Source organism: Bacteroidota bacterium, assembly GCA_016706255.1.
Taxonomy (GTDB): Bacteria; Bacteroidota; Bacteroidia; order Chitinophagales; family BACL12; genus UBA7236.
Map to the genome: position 1 here is coordinate 262,023 of JADJJZ010000001.1, position 21,316 is coordinate 283,338.

Below are 21,316 nucleotides of genomic sequence, written 5' to 3' on the forward strand. Positions count from 1 at the left end.
GTGTTACCAAACAGGTTAAATGATTAGTTAAATGAAAAAAATAAAAAACACTTTTTTGAAAAAATAAAACCTCCGGTCAAATGAACAACAGGAGGTTTTATTTTTAATTTATCTGATTAATCAATCATCATTGTTTTGGTTATTAATTTACCGTTATAAGCAACAGTAACATAATATAATCCGGCAGGAACTTCATCCAAATAAACCGGTAAGGTGAAATTAAATTCATTTGGTGTATTTGTACTTTGATAAACAATTTGACCAACTGAATTCATAATTACGGTATTTGTTTCAGTTGCTTCAAATCCGTCTAACTGAATAGTGAAAACACCATCCGAAGGATTAGGAAACATTTCAACAGATTCGCGCACTTCACCTTCTCTTAAAGGTAATGTTGTAAAGTAGGCAATTTCAGAATACGGAGAAATTGTTCCTTCGTCGTAACAAACAGTTTTAACACGGAAACCATAAGTAGTTTCAGGTGCTAATTTACCTGTAGGAATTGCATACATATTTGTATTTGGGCGACGTTTACCAACGGTAGCAATATCTGCAGCATTCCAGAATGCAACAATATATTGATCAGCTAAATCAACTTCATCCCAATGCATAACTGCAGAAGATGAAGTGATGTCGTCAGCAAATAATCCACCGGGACCTGTAACATCATTACATACAGGAGGTGAATCGCCAAAATCGGCAGCAGTCCAACCGTTATACATAATATTATTTACGCCAATCGGATCTAAATCGGTAATTGTTGTTCCGGGATAAACATCTTCCTGCCAAACGGTATGCACTTTACCATCCATAAATTCTGGATAAACGGAAACATAGAAATTTTCTTTTCCTGTTTCAGCGGTATTCGTAAGGTTAACCGGAGTTGACCAAGTAGCACCCATATCATCACTATACACACCAAAAATATCGCGGAATGATTGTGCAGATAAGTTTGTTGGGTCACCAAATAAATCGGTGTACTCGATAGCCATGGTATATACTAAGTAAATTCTTCCTGAAAGTGCATCAATACAAGCACCCGGAGTTGAAACAAGGCCTGTATAACGATAATGTGATCTGAAAGCACCAATACCTGCAATTGGGTCACCGAGACCATCCGTATTATCCCAATCGAGTGTTAAATCAATTTTTTCAGCCTCATCCATACCGGTATGCCATTGCCAAATACCCATTGCATTTGTATAATCGTAAGACCAGAATGCACCTAAACCATCGTTAAATATTTTTACATAACCTGAATAAATATGCACATCACCACCTGCATCAACAAACATTTGGTGGTTAGCATCAGTTGTTTCAATCACGTCAGTAACTAAATCGCCATCAACATCAGTTTGTGTTAATCCGGAATAATTATCAATCGGGAAATTATGAATCACTGTACTTGTCCAAGTGCCCACTGCGCCGTTTGAAGGAGAATGTAATAACACTAAATCAGAATTCGGAACACCATATAAAATGTAAACATCTGTTCCATGAACTGCTAACTGATATGTTTCAGCAGCTGCAATAAGACCAACTGATAATCCCGGAATACCTTCAGCGGCAGTCAGGAAAGGTACAGTTGAGTTTAATACTGTCCATGTTAAACCACCGTCATCAGAACGTGAAAAACGTAATTCAGTAGGTGGGTTTGCATTCGCATTTAACAGGTAAATATCATCTGTTCCGGCAGGGCAAACTGCGCTTGGCCAAAAACCTACAACATCATCAGAACCTGCAATTTCAGTCCAGGTAGTACCACCGATTGCAGCATTTGCATATAATTGGATGGAAATAGCTGCACCATCGTGTGCGAAAGAAACTTCGTGGTCCATTACTGTAATTACCTCACCAAATCCGGTTTTTGTAGATTCGATACGTGTTGCAGGAAAGGCACCCCAAGAAATTCCATTATAATGATTAAAAAACATACCTCGGTCCGGGTTGGTCGTTCCAACTGCATAATCGGTAGAGCCCGTCCATGAAGCTGAAATACGCCCGTCATCATACACCGAAATGCGGTGTTTGGCGCCATTATTGGTTTGCACGTCGTACGAAGTGTTCCCGATAATGGTTTGGGAGAACATTACTGATGAGGAAATCAGTAACACTGGTAGTAAAAGTGTTTTTTTCATTTTGAGTTCGTTTGGTTAATAAAAGTTAATATTAAACATTACTTGTAAGAAATACAAACGCCTTGAAAAAGAATATAAATCACCTTCCAAAATTTCGGTGTAAGCCTGAAACTCCTTACCTTTGCGCCGTTTATTGAGATTTCACCCCGCTTGTAACGGGATACAAAATTTCTACTATGGCACTTTTATACAACAGAATTTCCCACAAGGAACTTAAACAGCGTATGCTGGAATCGGATGAAAAAAGAATGACACTTTCTTTTTATGAATATTTTCCGATAGCTGAACCTCAAATATTTCGTGATCAATTATTTACCGACTTAAGTGCAATAAATGCATTAGGTAGAATATATGTTGCACATGAAGGAATTAATGCACAAATGAGTATTCCGGTTGAACAATTTGATAATTTTAAAAATTATATTAATTCAGTTGTTCCCTCAACACAATTTACTGACCCAACTACAGGTAATAAACAATTACGATTAAATATTGCTGTTGATGATGACGGTAAATCTTTTTTTGTATTAAAAATTAAAGTGCGTGAAAAGGTTGTTGCAGATGGCATTACCGACCCAACATTCAGCATGCAGAATAAAGGTAAATATTTAAATGCCGAAGCATACAATTCGATGTCGGAAGACCCTGAAACCATTATTGTTGACATGCGCAATCACTATGAGTATGAAGTGGGTCATTTTAAAAATGCCATCGAAGTTCCGAGTGATACTTTCCGTGAACAATTGCCAATGGCGGCCGACATGTTGAAGGATAAAAAAGATAAAAATATTATCATGTATTGCACCGGTGGAATTCGTTGCGAAAAAGCAAGTGCATATATGTTACACAACGGTTTTAAAAATGTTTATCATATAGAAGGTGGCATTATTCATTATGCTAATACCATTAAACATGAACATCTTGAAAATAAATTTATCGGTAAAAATTTTGTTTTTGATGATCGTTTAGGTGAACGTATTGGTGATGAAAGTATTTCCTGTTGTCACCAATGTGGTAATCCTGCCGACACACATACCAATTGTGTAAATCCGGGTTGCCATTTATTATTTATTCAATGTCCGAGCTGTGCAGCAAAATTTGAAGGCTGTTGTTCACAAACATGTTATGATATCATTCATTTGCCTGAGGAAGAACAAAAGCAATTGCGTCAGGGAATCGACAAAGGGCAGAATATTTTTAATAAGAGCCGGGTGCGGATGGAAAAAATAAAAATCGACCCTTCCTGACCTATTGCAGATAAATACGCGTAATTCCTACATTTCAGGGTGTATCCTGATTCAGCAGTACATTTCCACATACAATATTGTGCCATTACGAACCAAGAAAGTATCTTTGCCGTTCATCTATAAAAAAACGCTTAAACATGCCATATTTATTCACTTCTGAGAGTGTGAGCGAGGGACATCCGGACAAAGTAGCCGATCAGATCTCTGATTCCCTGATTGACCATTTTTTAGCTTTTGACCCTGAAAGCAAAGTAGCTTGTGAAACATTAGTTACTACAGGTCAGGTTGTGCTTGCCGGTGAAGTTCGTTCTAAAACCTATCTTGATGTGCAGGAAATTGCCCGTGAGGTTATTCGTAAAATTGGTTATACCAAAAGCGAATATATGTTTGAGGCAAATTCATGTGGTATAATTTCAGCAATTCACGAACAAAGTCCGGATATTCATATGGGTGTTGTTCGCAAGAAAAAAGCAGACCAGGGCGCCGGTGACCAGGGGATGATGTTTGGTTATGCTTCACGTGAAACGGATAATTATATGCCGCTTTCATTGGAAATTGCACATTTATTATTAATTGAACTGGCAAGTATTCGTCGCGAAGGAAAAGTAATGAAATACTTACGCCCCGATTCAAAAAGTCAGGTGACGATTGAATACGCTGATGACAATACACCAATGCGTATTGATGCAATTGTTGTATCAACACAACATGATGATTTTGCTGAAGAGAAAAAAATGTTGGCAGGCATTAAAAAAGATGTTGAGGACATTTTAATTCCACGCGTTAAAAAATTATTGCCAAAAAGAATTCAGAAATTATTTGACGGGCAATATAAATTATACGTAAATCCGACAGGCAAATTTGTAATTGGCGGACCACATGGTGATACCGGATTAACCGGACGTAAAATTATAGTTGATACCTACGGCGGAAAAGGTGCTCACGGTGGTGGTGCATTTAGTGGAAAAGATCCTTCTAAAGTTGACCGCTCAGCAGCTTATGCTGTAAGACATATTGCAAAAAATATGGTAGCTGCCGGTTTATGTGATGAGGTATTGGTGCAAGTTGCTTATGCCATTGGTGTTGCTGAACCTGTTGGTTTGTATGTAAATACTTATGGCACTGCAAAAGTGAAAATGCAGGATGGCACCATTGCTGAAAAAATTCGTAAAATATTCGATTTAAAACCATACGCTATTGAACAACGTTTTAAATTGCGCACACCTATTTATGCTGAAACTGCAGCATACGGACATATGGGTCGCGAACCAAAAACTGTTCAAAAAACATTTAAAGACGGAAGCGGTCGCGTGGTGAAAATGAAAGTAGAATTATTTCCATGGGAAAAAACAGATTATGTAGCGGCTGTTAAAAAGGCGTTTAAATTATAATAACCAATTACAAATAAAAAAATAACCCCGGAGCTAACTTCGGGGTTATTTTTTTGCGAGATATAATTTTAAGTTATCAACCCAAATACGGTTTCAACACTTCACTTGTTGTTGCTTTTCTTAATCTGCGTATTGCTCTTTCTTTTATCTGACGCACACGTTCACGCGATAAATTAAATTTCTGGGCAATTTCATCCACACTCATCATTGGAAATCCATTAATTCCGAAAAATGCTGCTACCACTTCTGCTTCTCTTTCCGATAATACTTTTAAGGCAGTTGAAATTTCATTTTTAAGTGATTCGGTAATTAGCGAATGGTCAGGTGTATCTTCACCAACATCAGCTAAAACATCAGCCATACTGCCATCTTCACCTTCACCACCTAATGGCGCATCCATTGAAATATGTTTGATATTACTTTTAATAATATCGCGCACATCAGCATCTTTTAAATGTAATACTTCAGCCAGCTCTTCCGATGTTGGTTCACGTTCAAACTCCTGCTCAAATGCACTTACTGCTTTATTTACTTTAGATACATTTCCGGCTTTATTTAATGGCAAACGAATTAAACGCGAATGTTCAACTATTGCCAGCATAATAGACTGACGAATCCACCAAACGGCATAAGAAATAAATTTAAATCCTTTTGTCTCGTCGAATTTTTTTGCTGATTTAATTAAACCCACATTTCCTTCATTAATTAAATCGCTTAATGTTAATCCATGACCCTGATATTGTTTTGCAACCGATACCACAAAACGCAAATTTGCTTTGGTTAATTTATCCAAAGCTTCTTCATCACCTTCCCGTATTTTTTTTGCTAAAGTAGCTTCCTCTTCAGGCGTAATCATATCGATTTTCCCGATTTCGGAAAGGTATTTTTCGAGCGAATCGTTTTCCCGACTCGTTATACTTGCAGTTATTTTTAGTTGGCGCATATCAGTGATTTAACGAAGTATACGTTTCTAAATTACAAAAGTTATGATTATTTACTAAACTTTTATCGATTTGACTAAAAAATGATACAGCAAACCGGACGCGTTTTTTACCTTAACAACTGTTTACACTGCAGCGTTCACAAAAAAAGGGATGCTGAAAATCAACATCCCTTTTGGCTAAAATTAATTTGGTATTAATTATTTTGTTCCTCGTTATTTGCAGGTGCCTGACGCTGAGGGCGATCGAGCAATACTTTACGAGACAATTTAAATTTACCTGTTTTTTTATCTACTTCAAGTAATTTCACTTTCAGTTTATCACCTTTATTGATAACACCTTCCAGTGTTTCAAGTCGCTGCCAGCTCACTTCTGATATGTGCAACAAACCTTCTTTACCCGGTAAAAATTCAACAAAAGCGCCGTATGGCATAATTGATTTAACAGTTGCTTCATACACATCACCAACTTCAGGAACGGCAACAATACCTTTAATACGGTTAACTGCTTTATCGATTGATTCCTTGTTCGGAGATGAAATATCAATCATACCAAATTCACCAACTTCTTCGATAGAAATTTGTGCACCGGTTTCACGTTGCATTTCCTGAATAATTTTACCACCAGGCCCGATAACCGCGCCGATAAATTCTCTAGGAATTTGAATTTGTACAATTCTTGGTGCGTGTGGTTTATAGTCCTCACGCGGCTGAGTCATCACTTTAGCCATTTCACCTAATATGTGTAAACGACCTCTGCGGGCTTGTTCCAATGCTTCTTTCACAACACCAAAACTTAATCCGTCAACTTTAATATCCATTTGCGTTGCAGTAATACCTGCTTCTGTTCCTGCAACTTTAAAATCCATATCACCTAAATGATCTTCATCACCAAGAATATCACTTAAAATGGCATAACGCACCATATTTGGTTCAGAAATTAAACCCATTGCAATACCTGCAACCGGTTTTTTAACCTGAACACCGGCATCCATTAATGCAAGTGAACCTGCACAAACAGTAGCCATAGATGAAGAACCATTTGATTCTAAAATATCAGAAACTATACGTATGGTATATGCATTATCTTCAGGCAACGACCATTTAATGGCACGCATGGCCAGGTTTCCGTGACCAACTTCTCTCCTGCCTAAACCACGCATCGGTTTTGCTTCACCGGTTGAAAAAGGTGGGAAATTATAGTGTAATAAAAATTTAGAATTGCCTTCATGCACAACACCATCAATCAACTGCTCATCCATTTTACTACCTAATGTAACGGTAGTTAACGATTGTGTTTCACCACGTGTGAATACTGCAGAACCATGTGCTGATGGCAGATAATCAACCTCTCCCCAAATAGGGCGCACTTCATCTAATTTACGGCCATCCAAACGCTGACGATCAGTTAAAACCATTTCGCGCATTGCATGTTTTTCGATATCGTGATAATACGTTGAAATAAATCCACCTTTTTCTGCTAATTCTTCTTCTGTAAAAAGTGCTTTAAAATCTTCCTTCACTTTTTTAAATGCCTCACTACGCTCTTCTTTTTTAGATGGCATGTGTGCAACTGCACTTACTTTATCATACAATTCCTTCCACATGCGTTCTTTTAATTCTTCGTCATGTGTTTCGTGATTGTATTCGCGTTTTGTTTCTTTACCTGTTAAGCGCGTTAATTCACTTAATTTTTCGCATTGTGCCTGAATAGCCTGATGTGCAATACGAATTGCTTCAAGCATATCTTCTTCTTTCACTTCTTTTAATTCACCTTCAACCATTACCACGTCTTTGTGCGAACCGGCAACAATCATGTCGATATCTGAATTTGATAATTCAGTACGTGAAGGGTTAATTACATATTCACCATTAATACGACCAACGCGTACTTCAGAAATCGGACCGTTAAAAGGAATATCAGAAACGGCTAAAGCTGCAGCACCTGCTAAACAAGCGAGTGCATCAGGAAGAATTTCTGTATCGAGTGAAATTAAAGTAACCAATACCTGTGTATCGGCATGGTAATTATCAGGAAACATTGGGCGCATTGCGCGGTCTATCAAGCGGCTGATCAGAATTTCATATTCTGAAGGGCGTGCTTCACGTTTCAAAAAGCCACCCGGAAAACGACCGGCTGCAGCATAATTTTCACGATAATCAACGGTTAAAGGCATAAAGTCTACACCTTCTTTTGCTTCTTTGTTAGAAACAACTGTAGCCAGCAACATTGTGCCGCCACATTTTACTACTACTGAACCATCTGCCTGCTTGGCTAATTTGCCTGTTTCGATGGTAATCGTACGGTCATGCCCAAGCGGGATCGTGACTGTGATTGGATTTGGTTTCATTGTTTTGTTCGAAATTTTGTAGGCAGGAGTTTGAAATATTTTTTGGGGATTTTGGTTTTAAGGGACCAATTAGTTTAATCAAACTCCACACCCGGTTATTGAAAAATTATATAAAAAGTTAAAATGTTTTTGTTGTTTCCGGAAACATACTGTTTGGAGGAAGAAAGTGTTGTGCCGGATTTGGGATACTGTATTATTTTAAAAATGAAAAAGGGCTACGGGATAATTTTCATTTTCCACATAGCCCAATATTGTTATCATTGTTTGATTAGCGACGTATATTTAATTTCTCAATTAAAGAACGGTAAGCCGCGATATCTTTTTTCATAAGATAATTCAGGAAACGACGGCGTTTACCAACCAACATCAATAAACTACGTTTTGTAGCGAAGTCTTTTTTGTTTTCTTTTAAGTGTTCGGTAAGGTGATTAATACGCGCTGTAAAAAGTGCGATTTGACCTTCAACTGAACCTGTATTTGCCTCAGAACCACCGTGTTCTTTGAAAATCTGTTTTCTATTTTCTGCTGTTACTACTGGCATTTTATTACTGCTTTTGATATTTGAGGAGCAAAGGTAAGGCTATTTAATGAAAAAACAAAGGTTGTTTCAACAGAAAAAAGTCCACAACCCGGCCCGCACGATACAAACCACAGGCCAAATTAGATAAGTGATTGATAATGAACAAATTACCCTTTAAAATGGCCTAATAAAACGGCTATTTTGTTTTTTAAATCTTTTCTTTCCACAATTAAGTCCAGAAAGCCGGTTTCGAGTAAAAACTCAGCACTTTGGAAACCTTTCGGTAAGTCTTTTTTGATAGTTTCTTTTACCACACGTGGACCTGCAAAGCCGATTAACGCTTTTGGTTCAGCAATATTAATATCCCCCAACATGGCATAACTTGCAGTAACACCACCGGTTGTTGGGTCGGTGCACAATGAAATGTAAGGTAATTTATGTTTAGCCAGCAAGGTAAGTTTTGCTGAGGTTTTTGCCATTTGCATGAGTGAAAATCCACTTTCCATCATCCTTGCCCCGCCCGATTTTGATATAATCATAAAAGGCAAATGGTGTTCCACACAATAATCAATTCCACGTGAAATTCTTTCCCCCACAACGGTTCCCATACTGCCACCAATAAATTCGAAGTTCATGCATGCAATAACTGTATTATGACCATCAATTGGACCAACGCCAACGCTAATGGCATCGGTGTATTCCGACTTTTTCCAGGCTTCGTTTAAGCGGTCGCCGTATTGTTTAAGGTCTTTGAAATTGAGGGCATCTTTTGAACGCACATTTTCGAACAATAATTCGTGTTTGCCTTCATCAAAAAACAAAGCAAAATATTGTTTTGAACCGATTCGTCCGTGGTAACCACAGTTGGGGCAGCACCAGAATTTTTCTTCAAATTCAATTGCCGTAGTGGTTTTTTTGCACTCCGGACATTGCCACCACACACCTTCAGGCGTATCGAGTTTTTCTTCTGTTGAAGTCTCGATGCCTTTTCTGCTCCGCTTAAACCAACTCGTTTTATCCGGTTTTTGCTCTGACATAACTGCCCTGTTTTATCTAAAGTAAAATCAAAGTTAATACTAAAATCGCCGTTAACAGCGGGTTATTAAGGGAAACAGGTGCTTAGGCAATGGTTACCTCTTTAGTAAGGTAAACATCCTGAATCGCATTCAAAATGGCAACACCTTCATTCATTGGGCGCTGGAATGCTTTACGACCTGAAATTAATCCCATACCACCGGCACGTTTGTTAATTACGGCAGTAGTTACAGCTTCCGTTAAATCGGCTGCACCTGAAGAAGCACCACCTGAATTAATTAAACCGGCACGGCCCATATAACAATTTGCAACCTGGTAGCGACAAAGGTCAATCGGGTGATTGGTAGTTAATTCGTCGTAAATGCGTTTATCGTTTTTACCGTAAGCCGATTCTTTAGTGTTTAATGCTAAGTAACCGCCGTTGTTTTCCGGTAATTTTTGTTTGATAATGTCTGCTTCAATGGTAACCCCTAAGTGGTTTGCCTGTCCGGTTAAATCTGCGCTCAAATGATAATCCACGCCATCTTTTTTGAAGGCCGGGTTGCGCAAATAACACCATAAAATGGTAGACATACCTAATTCGTGGGCATATTGAAATGCTTCAGTAACTTCCTGTAGCTGACGTGTAGATTCATCTGAACCAAAATAAATGGTTGCGCCAATTGCCGCAGCGCCAAGGTCCCAGCATGATTTCACATTTGCAAACATCACCTGGTCAAATTTATTCGGATACGTTAAAAATTCGTTGTGATTCACCTTTACAATAAAAGGTATTTTGTGCGCATACTTACGCGCCACCATGCCTAAGCCGCCAAACGTTGTGGCTACTGCATTACAGCCGCCTTCAATGGCTAGTTCAATAATATTTTGCGGGTCGAAATAAATCGGATTTTTTGCAAATGAAGCACCTGCACTATGTTCAATGCCCTGGTCAACAGGTAAAATGGACAAATAGCCGGTTCCCGCCAAACGGCCGGTATTATACATGCTTTGAATGTTGCGCAAAACCTGTGGATTCCGATCGCTGTTAACCCATATACGATCAACAAAATCTCCCCCCGGAACATGTATAGCTGATTTGGAAATGGTTTTTGATTCGTGATTCAGTAAGTAGTCTGCTTTATCTCCAAGTAAACTAACAATGTTATTGATTGACATATTATACTATTGGTTTTAGTGTAATGAGGGGCAAAAATAAGGGAAAAAGGAAAAAATTGGGCGAGAAAAACAAAATTAATATGGAAAGTGCTGGAAATGAGGGGGATGGAGGGATGAGGGATGAGTAATGAGGGATGAGTGATTTGGAGTAGGCTGGACATTTAGATTATGGCAATGTTCATTTAGAGTGATATGTATAAAGAATAAACCCCAAGGCCCTCGTAGCTCACAACCACTCATCACTCATGTCCGCCTTAAGCGGACAACTCATCACTCATTTCCGGGCATAAAAAAACCCTCCGAAGTGGAGGGTTACTGTTGGCCGACTAGGGCTCGAACCTAGACTCTTCTGAACCAAAATCAGACGTGTTGCCAGTTACACCATCAGCCAGTTTCGCTTTTCTGAAATGAATTTCTGAAAATTGAGAGTGCAAAGATATTTTAATTGTTTGGGAGTAGCAAAAAAAAGTTGAAAAAAATAAGGCTGCACAAGCGCAGGCATGGGTAGGATAGCGTGCTGATATTTAAATTGGAATGCTGAATGAAGTTAATTGTATAAATAAAAATGATTTGGGCGTGCGCCGCAGATAGCATTTTTTGATATCCATCAACTTCACGCGCGGCACCGTGCTTTCCGCTGCAACAAACTATATAATTATTAGGTTAACTCAAATCCGGCTGTTCAATTAGCACATCAGCACATTATCACATTAGCACATTAGTTTGTTTCCGCTACAATCACTCACGCGGGTTTTTGTTTGTAAGCACAAATTGTTTTTGATGCACAATTTGTGTTTATATTTTATTCGGGCTCGTGTGAAAATGCAAATGTGGATGATGAAGTAAAAACGAGTGGGATAAGTTGCGTTTTGTTTTTGAGGGGAATAGATGAGATGATTTGGGATTGGGATTTAGGTGTTGGAGTTTTTAATTTGATTAGTGGATAAAAAATTAATATTCGTATCCTTGGGTGGAGCACCCTGCGGATTATTCGGGTGCGCCACCCGAATGGGACGATGTGTACTTTTCTTGTAGGTAATTTAGTGAGGTAATATTGGATTGTTATTTAAGTGGTGTAATTTTAATTAATTAATTAAGAATCGTATCCTTGGGTGATGCACCCTGCGGATTATTCGGGTGCGCCACCCGAATGGGACAGTCTGCTTAAAATCGTAATGGAAAAAATTTTATTTTATTGCAAGCAGGGAGTTTAGGAGTGCTTCAAATTCTTTTTGGTATTGAAGAAATAAATCGCCGGTGGCGGGGCCGTTGAAGCCGGTGTATATTTCTACTACTTCGTGATTGCTGTTTAATATGATGGTGGTGGGAAAGCCTAATACTTTATTTAACATGGGTAAGGCTGCACTTGCGGTTTTGGGTAAGCCGGCATTTAGGTACAGGTAATCAATACCAAAATGTTGTTTGAGTTTGGTAATATTTTGTTTAAATAAAACCGGATCCGTTTGTCGTTCGAATGCTAAGGCGACGAGCGCGAGATTTTTGCCTTTGTATTTTTCTTCAACTTCACTCAGGTAACTTGTTTCATCCATACAATTCGGGCACCAGCTTCCTGTTATCTGAATAACTATTACTTTGTTTTTAAATTGTTCTTCTTCCAGTGTTACCATATTGCCATTTTCATCGGGAAATGAAAAAGCTACTTTTGAATAACCATCTTTTAAATACGTTAATGATTTGGGATCCGGTAATGCAGCCTGCTCATTTTTTGCAGCAATAAATGGCGACTGAAAATGTTGTCCGCTGTAAAAATATCCGGATAATGCACCGTTTTCTAAAATTTTTCCTTTAAACAAAAATGCATGTGAGCCATCAAATGCAGTGAGATAAAAATCATCTCCACTAACATAACCATTTAACATGCGATAATCACCCGTTGTTGTTAAAAATGTGCCGGTTAGTTTATTACCTTCCTGTTTAAAAATGCCAACGGTATTATCAATTACATCACCATCAATAAATTTCGCATCATACCTTCCGCTAATATCTGCAACGGGCGTTTCCATTCCCGGTCTGTATACATTTTCTTTTACAAAAACTGCATTAAAGGGCAAATAATAATTTCCGGGTCTGGAGCGGTCGTACCATTTTCCATCGAGTGCGGAATTGTCTGCATTAAATTTTGCAATTATTTCTGAGTTAAAAATCGGTGAATTAAAAATTACTGAATCGCCTTTAACTGAGCAGGTTCCGGCAATGGTTTCTACACCATTTTCAAGGGTATATTTAAACGGTTCACCGCTAGCATTTCTATCCACCGAAAAGAAAAAAAGTAATTCCCCACCGGGCGTCGTTAAACTACCTCTGAAATAATGCGCTTGGGCGTTAACCTGAACAGTAACAAACAATAAAAATATGATGCTCCCAAAAAAATGTTTCATACACTAAGTGTTTAAGATTACTAACTTTACAACAAAGCTAATTTTTTGTTCAAAGAAATCACTATAGACCAATATCTCGAAAACGGTGAAAAAGTTCCGGTAATTGATGTTCGTTCACCAAAAGAATTTGCAGTTGCGCATATTCCCGGCGCAATAAATATCCCTTTATTTGATGATAACGAAAGAGCAATTGTTGGTATAACCTATAAGCAGGAAGGGCAACAAGCCGCTATAGAAAAGGGTTTAAACCTGGTTGGCCCCAAAATGGCCGGGTTTGTAACAACAGCAAAAAAATATTAACCGATAGCAATACAACACAATTATACATGCATTGCTGGCGTGGTGGTATGCGCAGTAAAAGTATGGCAACCCTGTTCAATTTTGCCGGAATTCAAACAACTGTGTTAAAAGGTGGTTATAAAGCCTACCGCAGAAAAGTGCAGGCATCGTTCTCGCAAAATTTACACTTAATTGTGGTGGGTGGAAGAACCGGAAGTGCTAAAACAGCAATTTTACAATCGTTGCAACAATCAGGAGAACAAATTATTGATTTAGAAAAATTAGCTAATCATAAAGGCAGCGCGTTCGGACATTTAGGAGAAGCTGCCCAACCGGGTACTGAACATTTTGAAAATCTGCTATTTGAAACTATTCAATTACTAGACCACACAAAACGTATTTGGATTGAAGATGAGAGCCATTTAATCGGCACCGTTTTTATTCCTGAACCATTTTGGGAACAAATGCGCGCTGCAACCGTAATGTATTGTGACTTTCCGGTTTCAGAAAGGGTTAATTATCTCGTAAATACGTATGGCAATTTTGATAAAGACGGCGTACTGGATGCTGTTAAACGTATTACAAAAAAATTAGGTGGACAACATGCAAAAACAGCGCTAGAAGCCTACGAAGCGGGTGACTTAAAAAAGGCTACGGAAACCGTTTTGGTGTATTATGATAAAACTTATGATTACGGGTTAAGTAAAAGAATAATTTCAAATATTATTACTGTTGCTTTAGATAAAATACAACCTACTTCAAATGCCGCAACATTACTTTCTATACTAAATAAAAAATAAATCCATGCATAATTGATTACACATAGATTTATTTTTTAAAATGTAATTAAAAATTAGTTTCAACAAGTTCCTGTGCCTCAATTTCACCAATTGCTGTAAATGAATACACCTGACCTATTCCCGGAGCATAATATTTATATCCTAAAATACCAGGGGCCAAAGGTGAAGTTTCTGCAGTTTTTACACAATTTGTAAACGTGCCTAACCCAATGGTAATAGTTTCATTAACACCTACAATTTTTGCACGGTCTTCAGCAAATCCGGCATAATTTTCCTGTTGATATTGATGCCCGATATGTGCATCTGGGTCTGCTAACATAAACAACCCACCAACTGCACCATCAACACCGTGCTCAAAAGAACCATCTGTAGAAAAGGTCCCATCTTCAAAATATTTTTTAGTGTCTTCCCCTAAATACCAAACGTTACCATAAATATCCTGCGCATACCAATCGTACGTATCTTCAGCAACAATTCCATCTACTGTAACATAATCGCGAATAACCGTACAATTTATTCCTTCAATTATTTTAGTATCAGTAGTAACAGTTACATAACTATCCTCAAATACGCTATCACCATCTTCTATGATATAAAGCTGATACCACAGTGTGTCGCCGATATTTAATGGGAAATATGGGTTTGTAACACCATCTACAAAATTACTTTCATCAATAAAATCAGCCGGAGCCAATTTTGCCAAATTGAAAGCCCCTGTCTGTGTAGTTTCAACCGGCGTAAGGTCGTTTTTTTGACAACTTGCAAATACACATAATGTTGTGCATACAGTAAATAACATTTGAATACTTTTCATAGTAATTTAATTTAATGTTTAATTAATAAGCACAAAATTAGAACCATGAATTGTGTTAAATCAGGAGCATTTCTGAAGTAATATTGAAGTTTTAGAATTGTTGATGAGCATGTAAAAACATCGAACCATGGTGAAATGCAAATGTGTTGTGGGAGATGGTTGGGGAATCATCTATTCAAACTTGATAAATTTACCCGTTAATACCACTGTTTCATTTGATATCGAAATTAAATAGATACCATTGGGTAAATCGGATGCAAAATTAATTACTTTTTCATGCTGATAATGGTTGATATTATCAGTAATTACAATTTCTCCTAAAGCATTGATTACCTGCAAAACACCATCAAATGGCTGATCAATTTGAACAGTTATAAAATTTTTAGCCGGGTTGGGGGAAATTAATATTTGGTTAGTTGCTGTCAATAATTTATCACCTTTCATCTGTTCTTTATAGTTGACATCGCAATTTAATTCATACAACTGGTATTCACCAAATGCAATTATTTCTGCACGTTTATCATCATCTGTATTTCCTATTAACCGTGAATTATTAATGGTATTGTATTCGGGATAATCAAAATCTGTATATAAGGCGATTGACGAAAAACTACTACCTGTTGACATTGAAACCATAAGACCGTTATTTCCAAAACCAACAATGTCGAACATATTATCTCCGTTCATATCAGCAAGCGTTCTGATGTGCAAACCATTTAACCAGCCACCTGATTGATTATTTGTTCCATAGTTATAAATCCAAAAATCAGGTTCTGAAAAACCTTCACCTGTTGAGAGTGACACCATTACGCCCCAGTAACCAAATCCCACAACATCATCCATCCCATCTCCGTTGACATCGGCTAATAACCGAACATTTTCGGTGTTATTCCAATTCTGGTTTTTACAAAAATCATTAATCAACCATGTATTCACTTCAAAATTGTTATCACTTGCTATACCGACCAAAATTTCATTATCACCAAATTCAATAATATCTTGTTTTTCATCACCATTCACATCACCTGTTAATCTTAAATTAAATTGATTATCCCAGTCTGCATCTTTAATAAATGTTTCATTCCAAATATCATCTGATGTGTTGGTTAATTCAAACTCCAAACCATTTGACAATGCAACTTTCGCGATACCGTTATCAAAATAGGCGATATCGATTTTATGATCAGCATTAAAATCACTGAATATATAGTTATTCGGATTAATAATTCCTATCGGTAAAATCTCATCATGTAAAACGCCATAATATCCAGATTCAAAATTTATTCCTGTGGATTTACAGATGAAAATACCGCTATCGTCTATCCCAATTAAATCATTATTATTATCACCATTAAAATCATAAAGATAAATTCTCTTTCCTGCAGTTTTAATAATTTCAAAATCAGCATCAGAGAGCCAAACCGTGCTTGCTGAGAAGTTTTTATCCGCAGAAGTTTTCACAAAAACACTGCTACTTGAAATTGTAATGATATCATCTGCATGATCACCATTAACATCACTCAATCGGTTGATCAGATTATGTTCAAGTAAATAGTTATCTGCCTTTGTAAAATCTGAGGATATTATTGTTTTATCGCAAAAATCAAACTTACCCGAATTATTCCATATCCATTTTATGGCAGTTTCCTGATTACCATAACCATTATTAGCTTTATAAATATCATCATGCCATGCGAATAAATTACGGCGTAATGGAATTTGAAAAAAAGCATTTTTATCTGTTTGATGGATTGTTTCATAAAAATAGGACAACAAATAATTTCTGTAACTTTCAGACTGTAATGCGAAATAAGTAATTTCATCCCAACCCCAAATTAACCATCGTGGTCGCTCTATTGCCGGATCCTGGTCCGATTGGCATTCAAAATTACCACTTGTATTTTCCCCTTCACAAACGCTGTGTGACTGTCCTTCATCCAGTTCGATAATCATTGGAATTGGGTTACTTTCGTCTGCAGTCCAACCCCACTCAGATGCTGTTATTCCGCCATACCCATGTGTTAGCAATGAAGGTTTTACATCCCCATCAACATAACATGTTCTGTCGTAGCCATCAAAATAATTATCAGGATTATTTACCTTATAGCCCTCTTGAATTACGCTAGGGAAAGAAAGTAAATCAAACAACAAGGTATCGGTGCAATTAAAATACGGAGCATCAAAATCCTCTTCTAATCCCGGTGTATGGGCATCACAAATTACGATACCTCTCCTTGCGCCGGGTAAATTAAATTCAGGGCTGCCATTTTTTGCAAATTCCCGTATACGTTTTAATGTAATTCCCCAATTATAATTGCAGATATCATTGTCATTCATTACTGCAAATTGCCCAAAATGCACTGCTTCATAACCAATTGAAATATATCTGGTAGCACGATAATAAATCCACATTTGAGTGAATAATTTTGTTATATCAGGCACATCTTTATGCGTGATATTGCTAATCCAGTCATCATACACCATTAAATCATAATCAAAATATCTAAGTGGTAGCGTATCTAACCCAAATTCTGCTTCAACATAATTTGGAATAATAATATTTTGAATCCCCTGGTCAGGCGGTTGCAAGATATTCTCAATATGTTCAAATACTGCAGCCTGTAAAATAATATCCGGATCAATTGAATGAAACCGTTCTGCTATATATGCTGCTCGTTCAAAATGTAATTCGTCTAATCCGAATTGGAACCATTCTCCTGCTGCTCTGCCAATAAACTTTGGCTGCAAATTGATCAACATGCTTAAATCGCCCTCAAGTTCTTCATCGTTATAAATTGGCACTAATATTTCACCCTCATATTGAAACGATGCTAATCCACTCATAGAAACAGCTCTCGAAAGATAATTTTCAAGTGTATTACGAGATATTTTTTCACAGAAATAAAAAGGAATTTCATTATGCGGTATACATTGAGTGTAAGCAAGTTGCGAAATGCACAACAAATAAAAAAGTAACCCTGGTTTTTTAAAAAATGAATGTGTACCTGTTTCTGGCATTGCGTTAACACGTTGATACGACCTCTAATAATCTGCTAAAATTAATAGATACTAGTGGCTTTAAAAACTTTCAAAATTGAAACCCGTAAATTTGCTTTAAAATAGTGATTATGGAACCAATCAAACTCACCCAATATTCGCATGGAGCCGGTTGTGGCTGTAAAATTTCGCCTAAAATACTGGATGAAATTTTGAAAACTGCCGGAAAACAAGGCATCTTTCCTCAACTTTTGGTTGGTAATGAAACCAAAGATGATGCTGCGGTATATGATTTGGGAAATGGGACCGGTTTAGTTTCTACTACAGATTTTTTTATGCCGATAGTAGATGATCCAATTAAATTTGGTCGTATTGCAAGCGTAAATGCCATTAGTGATGTATATGCAATGGGTGGCAAACCTATTATGGCTATTGCAATTTTAGGTTGGCCAATTGATAAAATTGCTCCTGAATACGCCGGAATGGTATTAGATGGTGCACGACAAGCATGTGCGGATGCAGGCATACCGTTGGCCGGGGGACACAGTATTGATTGTCCGGAACCTGTTTTTGGTTTGGCAGTGAGTGGTTTGGTAGATTTACCCAATTTAAAAACAAATTCAGGTGCAGGTGTGGGATGTAAATTATTTCTTACGAAAAAATTAGGTGTGGGCATTCTTACCACAGCTCAAAAGAAAAATATTTTGTTGCCGGAACATGCAGATATCGCTCCGGATAGCATGATGCAATTAAATAAAATTGGTGCTTTATTTGGCGGCTTAAGTTATGTTGAAGCAATGACTGATGTAACAGGGTTCGGCTTAATGGGTCACCTGATAGAAATGTGTGAAGGCAGTAATTTGAGTGCAGAAATAAATTTTGATTTGGTACCGACAATTGATAAAAATATACTCAATCATTATCTTGATCAAAAATCTGTTCCGGGTGGCACTAACAGAAATTTTGCGAGTTACGGAAATAAAATATCAGGCTTAGATGAATATAAAAAAGCCATTTTATGCGACCCTCAAACCAGCGGTGGGCTGCTAGTAGCCGTAAGCAAAGGTTTTGAGCAAATATTTATGCAGGTGTGTGCGAATGAAAATATTCAGGTTGAAGCATTTGGTGAATTGGTTGAGCCGCAAGCATCAACAGTAGTTATTCTTTAAATTGCAACATTAGGAAAATTAAATCCTATTCCGCACGACACGATTCTTTGTTGTGTTGAACCGTCTAATGCCATTACTCGAATAAATAATTGTTTTTGTATATCATCTAATTTATACCAGCGCATATTTTCAGGTAAAAAGTTGGGGGTTCTTATTCCTGCACTAAAAACAAATCCATTTAATGTTGAAGCATTTATATAAAAAATACTTTGGTATCCTAAATTTGCAAATACACCTATCGGTTTATTACTTAAAGAAGAAGACCCGTATCCATAATTATATTCAACTAACAATGGGAATATAAAAGTGTATTTATTTCCATAATCAGGGTGTTCTCCATAAATACCCAAACCACCGCCAACACCTAATGAATTTTCGGGATTTAATATAAAGATGGCATTAGCCAGACCTTCAACATTAGCATTAACAAACACATTCTCGTTTAAAGCTTCAATATTCACTAAGAAATTAGCATCTAATCGCAATTCCAACTGGGCATAAGTGCGTTGAAGGGAACAACACACACATAAAAAAAGTATGAGTGATTTCATTGGTAATACAATTGAGTCAAAAATAGGCAGAACCTCCATAAATTCCAATTTAGGCGGGATTAACAGGCTTGAAACCTTTATGCCAATTAGGTTTTAAACATCATCTCAACAGCTATAACCTTGAATCTATGCGCTTTTTCTGAAAAAGGCCAAAATTTGTCCCCTTAAAAAATGTCGTTTCCAAACCAAATCGTTAAAAATTTTGCATTATTTTGCACCTATGGCAGATGTACAATCTATGGCAAATCGGAAATTGAAGGTTTCCCAAATGGCAGAAAACCTGATTGGTTCAGAAATAATAAAACTGGCCGGCGAAGTAAATGAGCGTATGAAACGCGGCGAAAAAATTTACAATTTAACCATTGGTGATTTCGACCCTAAAATATTTCCTATTCCTGCTGAATTAGAAGCGGAAATAATCAATGCCTATAAAAATAATGAAACTAACTATCCGGCTGCCAACGGATTAGAATCGTTACGTAAAGCAGCACAACATTTTGTGGGAAGTCATAACGGTTTAAAATATGAAACTGATGAATTTTTAATTGCAGGTGGCGGTCGACCTTTAATTTATGCAACCTATATTACATTATTGGATAAAGGTGATAAAGTAATTTATCCGATACCAAGCTGGAATAATAATCACTACACCCATTTAAGTTTTTGTGAAAAAATTGAAGTAGAAACCAAGCCTGAAAATAATTTTATGCCAACGGCTGAAGAAATTGCACCCCATATTTCCGATGCTACTTTAATTGCATTATGTTCTCCATTAAATCCTACGGGAACCGCCTTTACAAAAAATGCACTGGCTGAAATTTGTGATTTGGTAATTGCTGAAAACAAACGTCGCAGTCCTGATCAAAAGCCATTATACATCATGTATGATCAATTGTATTGGACGCTTACTTTTGGCGAAACGCATCATTATGATCCCGTTTCTTTACGTCCTGAATTGCGTGATTATGTAATTTATATCGATGGTTTAAGTAAGGCATTTTCGGCAACCGGAGTCCGTGTGGGCTGGAGTTTCGGTCCGCGTTATATTATAGATAAAATGAAAAGTATTTTGAGCCATATCGGAGCCTGGGCGCCAAAAGCAGAGCAGGTTGCAGCCGCAAAATACTTGATGAACGATGAAGCGATTAATCGTTTTCTTTCTGCATATAAACATCAAATTCAAAACAGACTCGAAGGTTTTTATCAGGGCATTCAATCGTTAAAGTCGAAAGGATATCACGTTGATTGTATTGCTCCACAATCTGCAATTTATTTAACTGTTAAATGCGATTTACGCGGTGCTACAAAAGCTGATGGCAATAAAATAAATTCGATGAGTGATGTTGCTGCCTATTTATTAAATGATGCCGGAATTGCACTGGTTCCATTTTATGCATTTGGCAGTGAAAAGGAAAGTCCATGGTTCAGACTTAGTGTTGGAACTTGCAGTATGGAAGATGTAAGCGGTACTATTAGTAGTTTAGAAAGAGCCCTGGGCGAATTAAAATATTGATTCGTAAAACAGCT

Annotated in this window: 16 protein-coding genes and 1 tRNA gene; 6 read left to right on the forward strand and 11 right to left on the reverse strand. The window is 37.3% G+C overall.

What is annotated here, in order from left to right; all coding sequences use genetic code 11:
- Positions 1-116: 116 nt before the first annotated feature.
- Positions 117-2,138: a T9SS type A sorting domain-containing protein gene (locus tag IPI65_01165; protein MBK7440172.1), complete on the reverse strand. Its 2,022-nt coding sequence runs from the start codon at positions 2,136-2,138 to the stop codon at positions 117-119.
- A gap of 176 nt (positions 2,139-2,314) precedes the next feature.
- Here IPI65_01165 and IPI65_01170 point away from each other — a divergent pair, with 176 nt between their 5' ends.
- Entirely contained in the window at positions 2,315-3,385 is a 1,071-nt protein-coding gene (locus IPI65_01170) for a rhodanese-related sulfurtransferase (protein MBK7440173.1), read from the forward strand.
- 137 nt (positions 3,386-3,522) lie between these two features.
- A complete protein-coding gene (locus tag IPI65_01175; GenBank protein ID MBK7440174.1) occupies positions 3,523-4,776 on the forward strand; it encodes a methionine adenosyltransferase in 1,254 nt (417 codons plus the stop codon).
- 76 nt (positions 4,777-4,852) lie between these two features.
- Here IPI65_01175 and IPI65_01180 read toward each other — a convergent pair whose 3' ends face one another.
- From IPI65_01180 to IPI65_01210, 7 genes are all read right to left on the reverse strand, one after another.
- Positions 4,853-5,719 (reverse strand): sigma-70 family RNA polymerase sigma factor, encoded by an 867-nt coding sequence (locus IPI65_01180; protein ID MBK7440175.1) that lies wholly within the window; start codon positions 5,717-5,719, stop codon positions 4,853-4,855.
- A 194-nt stretch (positions 5,720-5,913) separates the two neighbouring features.
- Complete coding sequence (locus tag IPI65_01185) at positions 5,914-8,067, reverse strand: polyribonucleotide nucleotidyltransferase (GenBank protein ID MBK7440176.1); 2,154 nt, start codon at positions 8,065-8,067, stop codon at positions 5,914-5,916.
- Positions 8,068-8,335: 268 nt separating this feature from the next.
- Positions 8,336-8,608 carry a 30S ribosomal protein S15 gene (gene rpsO / locus IPI65_01190; protein ID MBK7440177.1) on the reverse strand — a complete coding sequence of 91 codons (273 nt, stop codon included), beginning with the start codon at positions 8,606-8,608 and terminating at the stop codon, positions 8,336-8,338.
- 146 nt (positions 8,609-8,754) lie between these two features.
- Positions 8,755-9,624 carry an acetyl-CoA carboxylase carboxyltransferase subunit beta gene (locus tag IPI65_01195; GenBank protein MBK7440178.1) on the reverse strand — a complete coding sequence of 290 codons (870 nt, stop codon included), beginning with the start codon at positions 9,622-9,624 and terminating at the stop codon, positions 8,755-8,757.
- A gap of 82 nt (positions 9,625-9,706) precedes the next feature.
- Positions 9,707-10,780 carry a class I fructose-bisphosphate aldolase gene (locus tag IPI65_01200; GenBank protein MBK7440179.1) on the reverse strand — a complete coding sequence of 358 codons (1,074 nt, stop codon included), beginning with the start codon at positions 10,778-10,780 and terminating at the stop codon, positions 9,707-9,709.
- Positions 10,781-11,098: 318 nt separating this feature from the next.
- Positions 11,099-11,171, reverse strand: a tRNA-Gln gene (locus IPI65_01205).
- A gap of 796 nt (positions 11,172-11,967) precedes the next feature.
- The gene (locus IPI65_01210) at positions 11,968-13,179 is read right to left on the reverse strand and encodes a TlpA family protein disulfide reductase (protein MBK7440180.1); all 1,212 of its coding nucleotides are present in this window, start codon (positions 13,177-13,179) and stop codon (positions 11,968-11,970) included.
- Positions 13,180-13,224: 45 nt separating this feature from the next.
- On the opposite strand from IPI65_01210, the gene IPI65_01215 reads away from it, so the two are divergent.
- The gene (locus tag IPI65_01215) at positions 13,225-13,479 is read left to right on the forward strand and encodes a hypothetical protein (protein MBK7440181.1); all 255 of its coding nucleotides are present in this window, start codon (positions 13,225-13,227) and stop codon (positions 13,477-13,479) included.
- Positions 13,480-13,505: 26 nt separating this feature from the next.
- On the forward strand, positions 13,506-14,258 hold the full coding sequence (mnmH, locus tag IPI65_01220; protein MBK7440182.1) for a tRNA 2-selenouridine(34) synthase MnmH: 753 nt from the start codon (positions 13,506-13,508) through the stop codon (positions 14,256-14,258).
- A gap of 46 nt (positions 14,259-14,304) precedes the next feature.
- Here the strand turns inward: mnmH and IPI65_01225 are convergent, their stop codons facing one another.
- Positions 14,305-15,072: a hypothetical protein gene (locus IPI65_01225; GenBank protein ID MBK7440183.1), complete on the reverse strand. Its 768-nt coding sequence runs from the start codon at positions 15,070-15,072 to the stop codon at positions 14,305-14,307.
- Between the two features lie 171 nt (positions 15,073-15,243).
- Positions 15,244-17,916, reverse strand: a complete 2,673-nt coding sequence (locus IPI65_01230; protein ID MBK7440184.1) for a T9SS type A sorting domain-containing protein — start codon at positions 17,914-17,916, stop codon at positions 15,244-15,246.
- A gap of 284 nt (positions 17,917-18,200) precedes the next feature.
- On the opposite strand from IPI65_01230, the gene selD reads away from it, so the two are divergent.
- Positions 18,201-19,238: a selenide, water dikinase SelD gene (gene selD, locus IPI65_01235; protein MBK7440185.1), complete on the forward strand. Its 1,038-nt coding sequence runs from the start codon at positions 18,201-18,203 to the stop codon at positions 19,236-19,238.
- Here the strand turns inward: selD and IPI65_01240 are convergent.
- The gene (locus IPI65_01240) at positions 19,235-19,789 is read right to left on the reverse strand and encodes a hypothetical protein (GenBank protein ID MBK7440186.1); all 555 of its coding nucleotides are present in this window, start codon (positions 19,787-19,789) and stop codon (positions 19,235-19,237) included. The two genes, selD and IPI65_01240, sit on opposite strands and share 4 nt — an antisense overlap.
- A 268-nt stretch (positions 19,790-20,057) precedes the next feature.
- Between IPI65_01240 and IPI65_01245 the strand changes: the two genes are divergently transcribed.
- Positions 20,058-21,302, forward strand: a complete 1,245-nt coding sequence (locus tag IPI65_01245; protein ID MBK7440187.1) for an aminotransferase class I/II-fold pyridoxal phosphate-dependent enzyme — start codon at positions 20,058-20,060, stop codon at positions 21,300-21,302.
- The last annotated feature ends 14 nt before the right edge of the window (positions 21,303-21,316 follow it).

What these genes read in the sequence shown, in the direction of transcription:
- IPI65_01165 (MBK7440172.1), bottom strand. Translation starts at nt 2,138, where the DNA reads ATGAAAAAAACACTTTTACTACCAGTGTTACTGATTTCCTCATCAGTA.
- IPI65_01170 (MBK7440173.1), top strand. Translation starts at nt 2,315, where the DNA reads ATGGCACTTTTATACAACAGAATTTCCCACAAGGAACTTAAACAGCGT.
- IPI65_01175 (MBK7440174.1), top strand. Translation starts at nt 3,523, where the DNA reads ATGCCATATTTATTCACTTCTGAGAGTGTGAGCGAGGGACATCCGGAC.
- IPI65_01180 (MBK7440175.1), bottom strand. Translation starts at nt 5,719, where the DNA reads ATGCGCCAACTAAAAATAACTGCAAGTATAACGAGTCGGGAAAACGAT.
- IPI65_01185 (MBK7440176.1), bottom strand. Translation starts at nt 8,067, where the DNA reads ATGAAACCAAATCCAATCACAGTCACGATCCCGCTTGGGCATGACCGT.
- rpsO (MBK7440177.1), bottom strand. Translation starts at nt 8,608, where the DNA reads ATGCCAGTAGTAACAGCAGAAAATAGAAAACAGATTTTCAAAGAACAC.
- IPI65_01195 (MBK7440178.1), bottom strand. Translation starts at nt 9,624, where the DNA reads ATGTCAGAGCAAAAACCGGATAAAACGAGTTGGTTTAAGCGGAGCAGA.
- IPI65_01200 (MBK7440179.1), bottom strand. Translation starts at nt 10,780, where the DNA reads ATGTCAATCAATAACATTGTTAGTTTACTTGGAGATAAAGCAGACTAC.
- IPI65_01210 (MBK7440180.1), bottom strand. Translation starts at nt 13,179, where the DNA reads ATGAAACATTTTTTTGGGAGCATCATATTTTTATTGTTTGTTACTGTT.
- mnmH (MBK7440182.1), top strand. Translation starts at nt 13,506, where the DNA reads ATGCATTGCTGGCGTGGTGGTATGCGCAGTAAAAGTATGGCAACCCTG.
- IPI65_01225 (MBK7440183.1), bottom strand. Translation starts at nt 15,072, where the DNA reads ATGAAAAGTATTCAAATGTTATTTACTGTATGCACAACATTATGTGTA.
- IPI65_01230 (MBK7440184.1), bottom strand. Translation starts at nt 17,916, where the DNA reads ATGAGTGGATTAGCATCGTTTCAATATGAGGGTGAAATATTAGTGCCA.
- selD (MBK7440185.1), top strand. Translation starts at nt 18,201, where the DNA reads ATGGAACCAATCAAACTCACCCAATATTCGCATGGAGCCGGTTGTGGC.
- IPI65_01240 (MBK7440186.1), bottom strand. Translation starts at nt 19,789, where the DNA reads ATGAAATCACTCATACTTTTTTTATGTGTGTGTTGTTCCCTTCAACGC.
- IPI65_01245 (MBK7440187.1), top strand. Translation starts at nt 20,058, where the DNA reads ATGGCAGAAAACCTGATTGGTTCAGAAATAATAAAACTGGCCGGCGAA.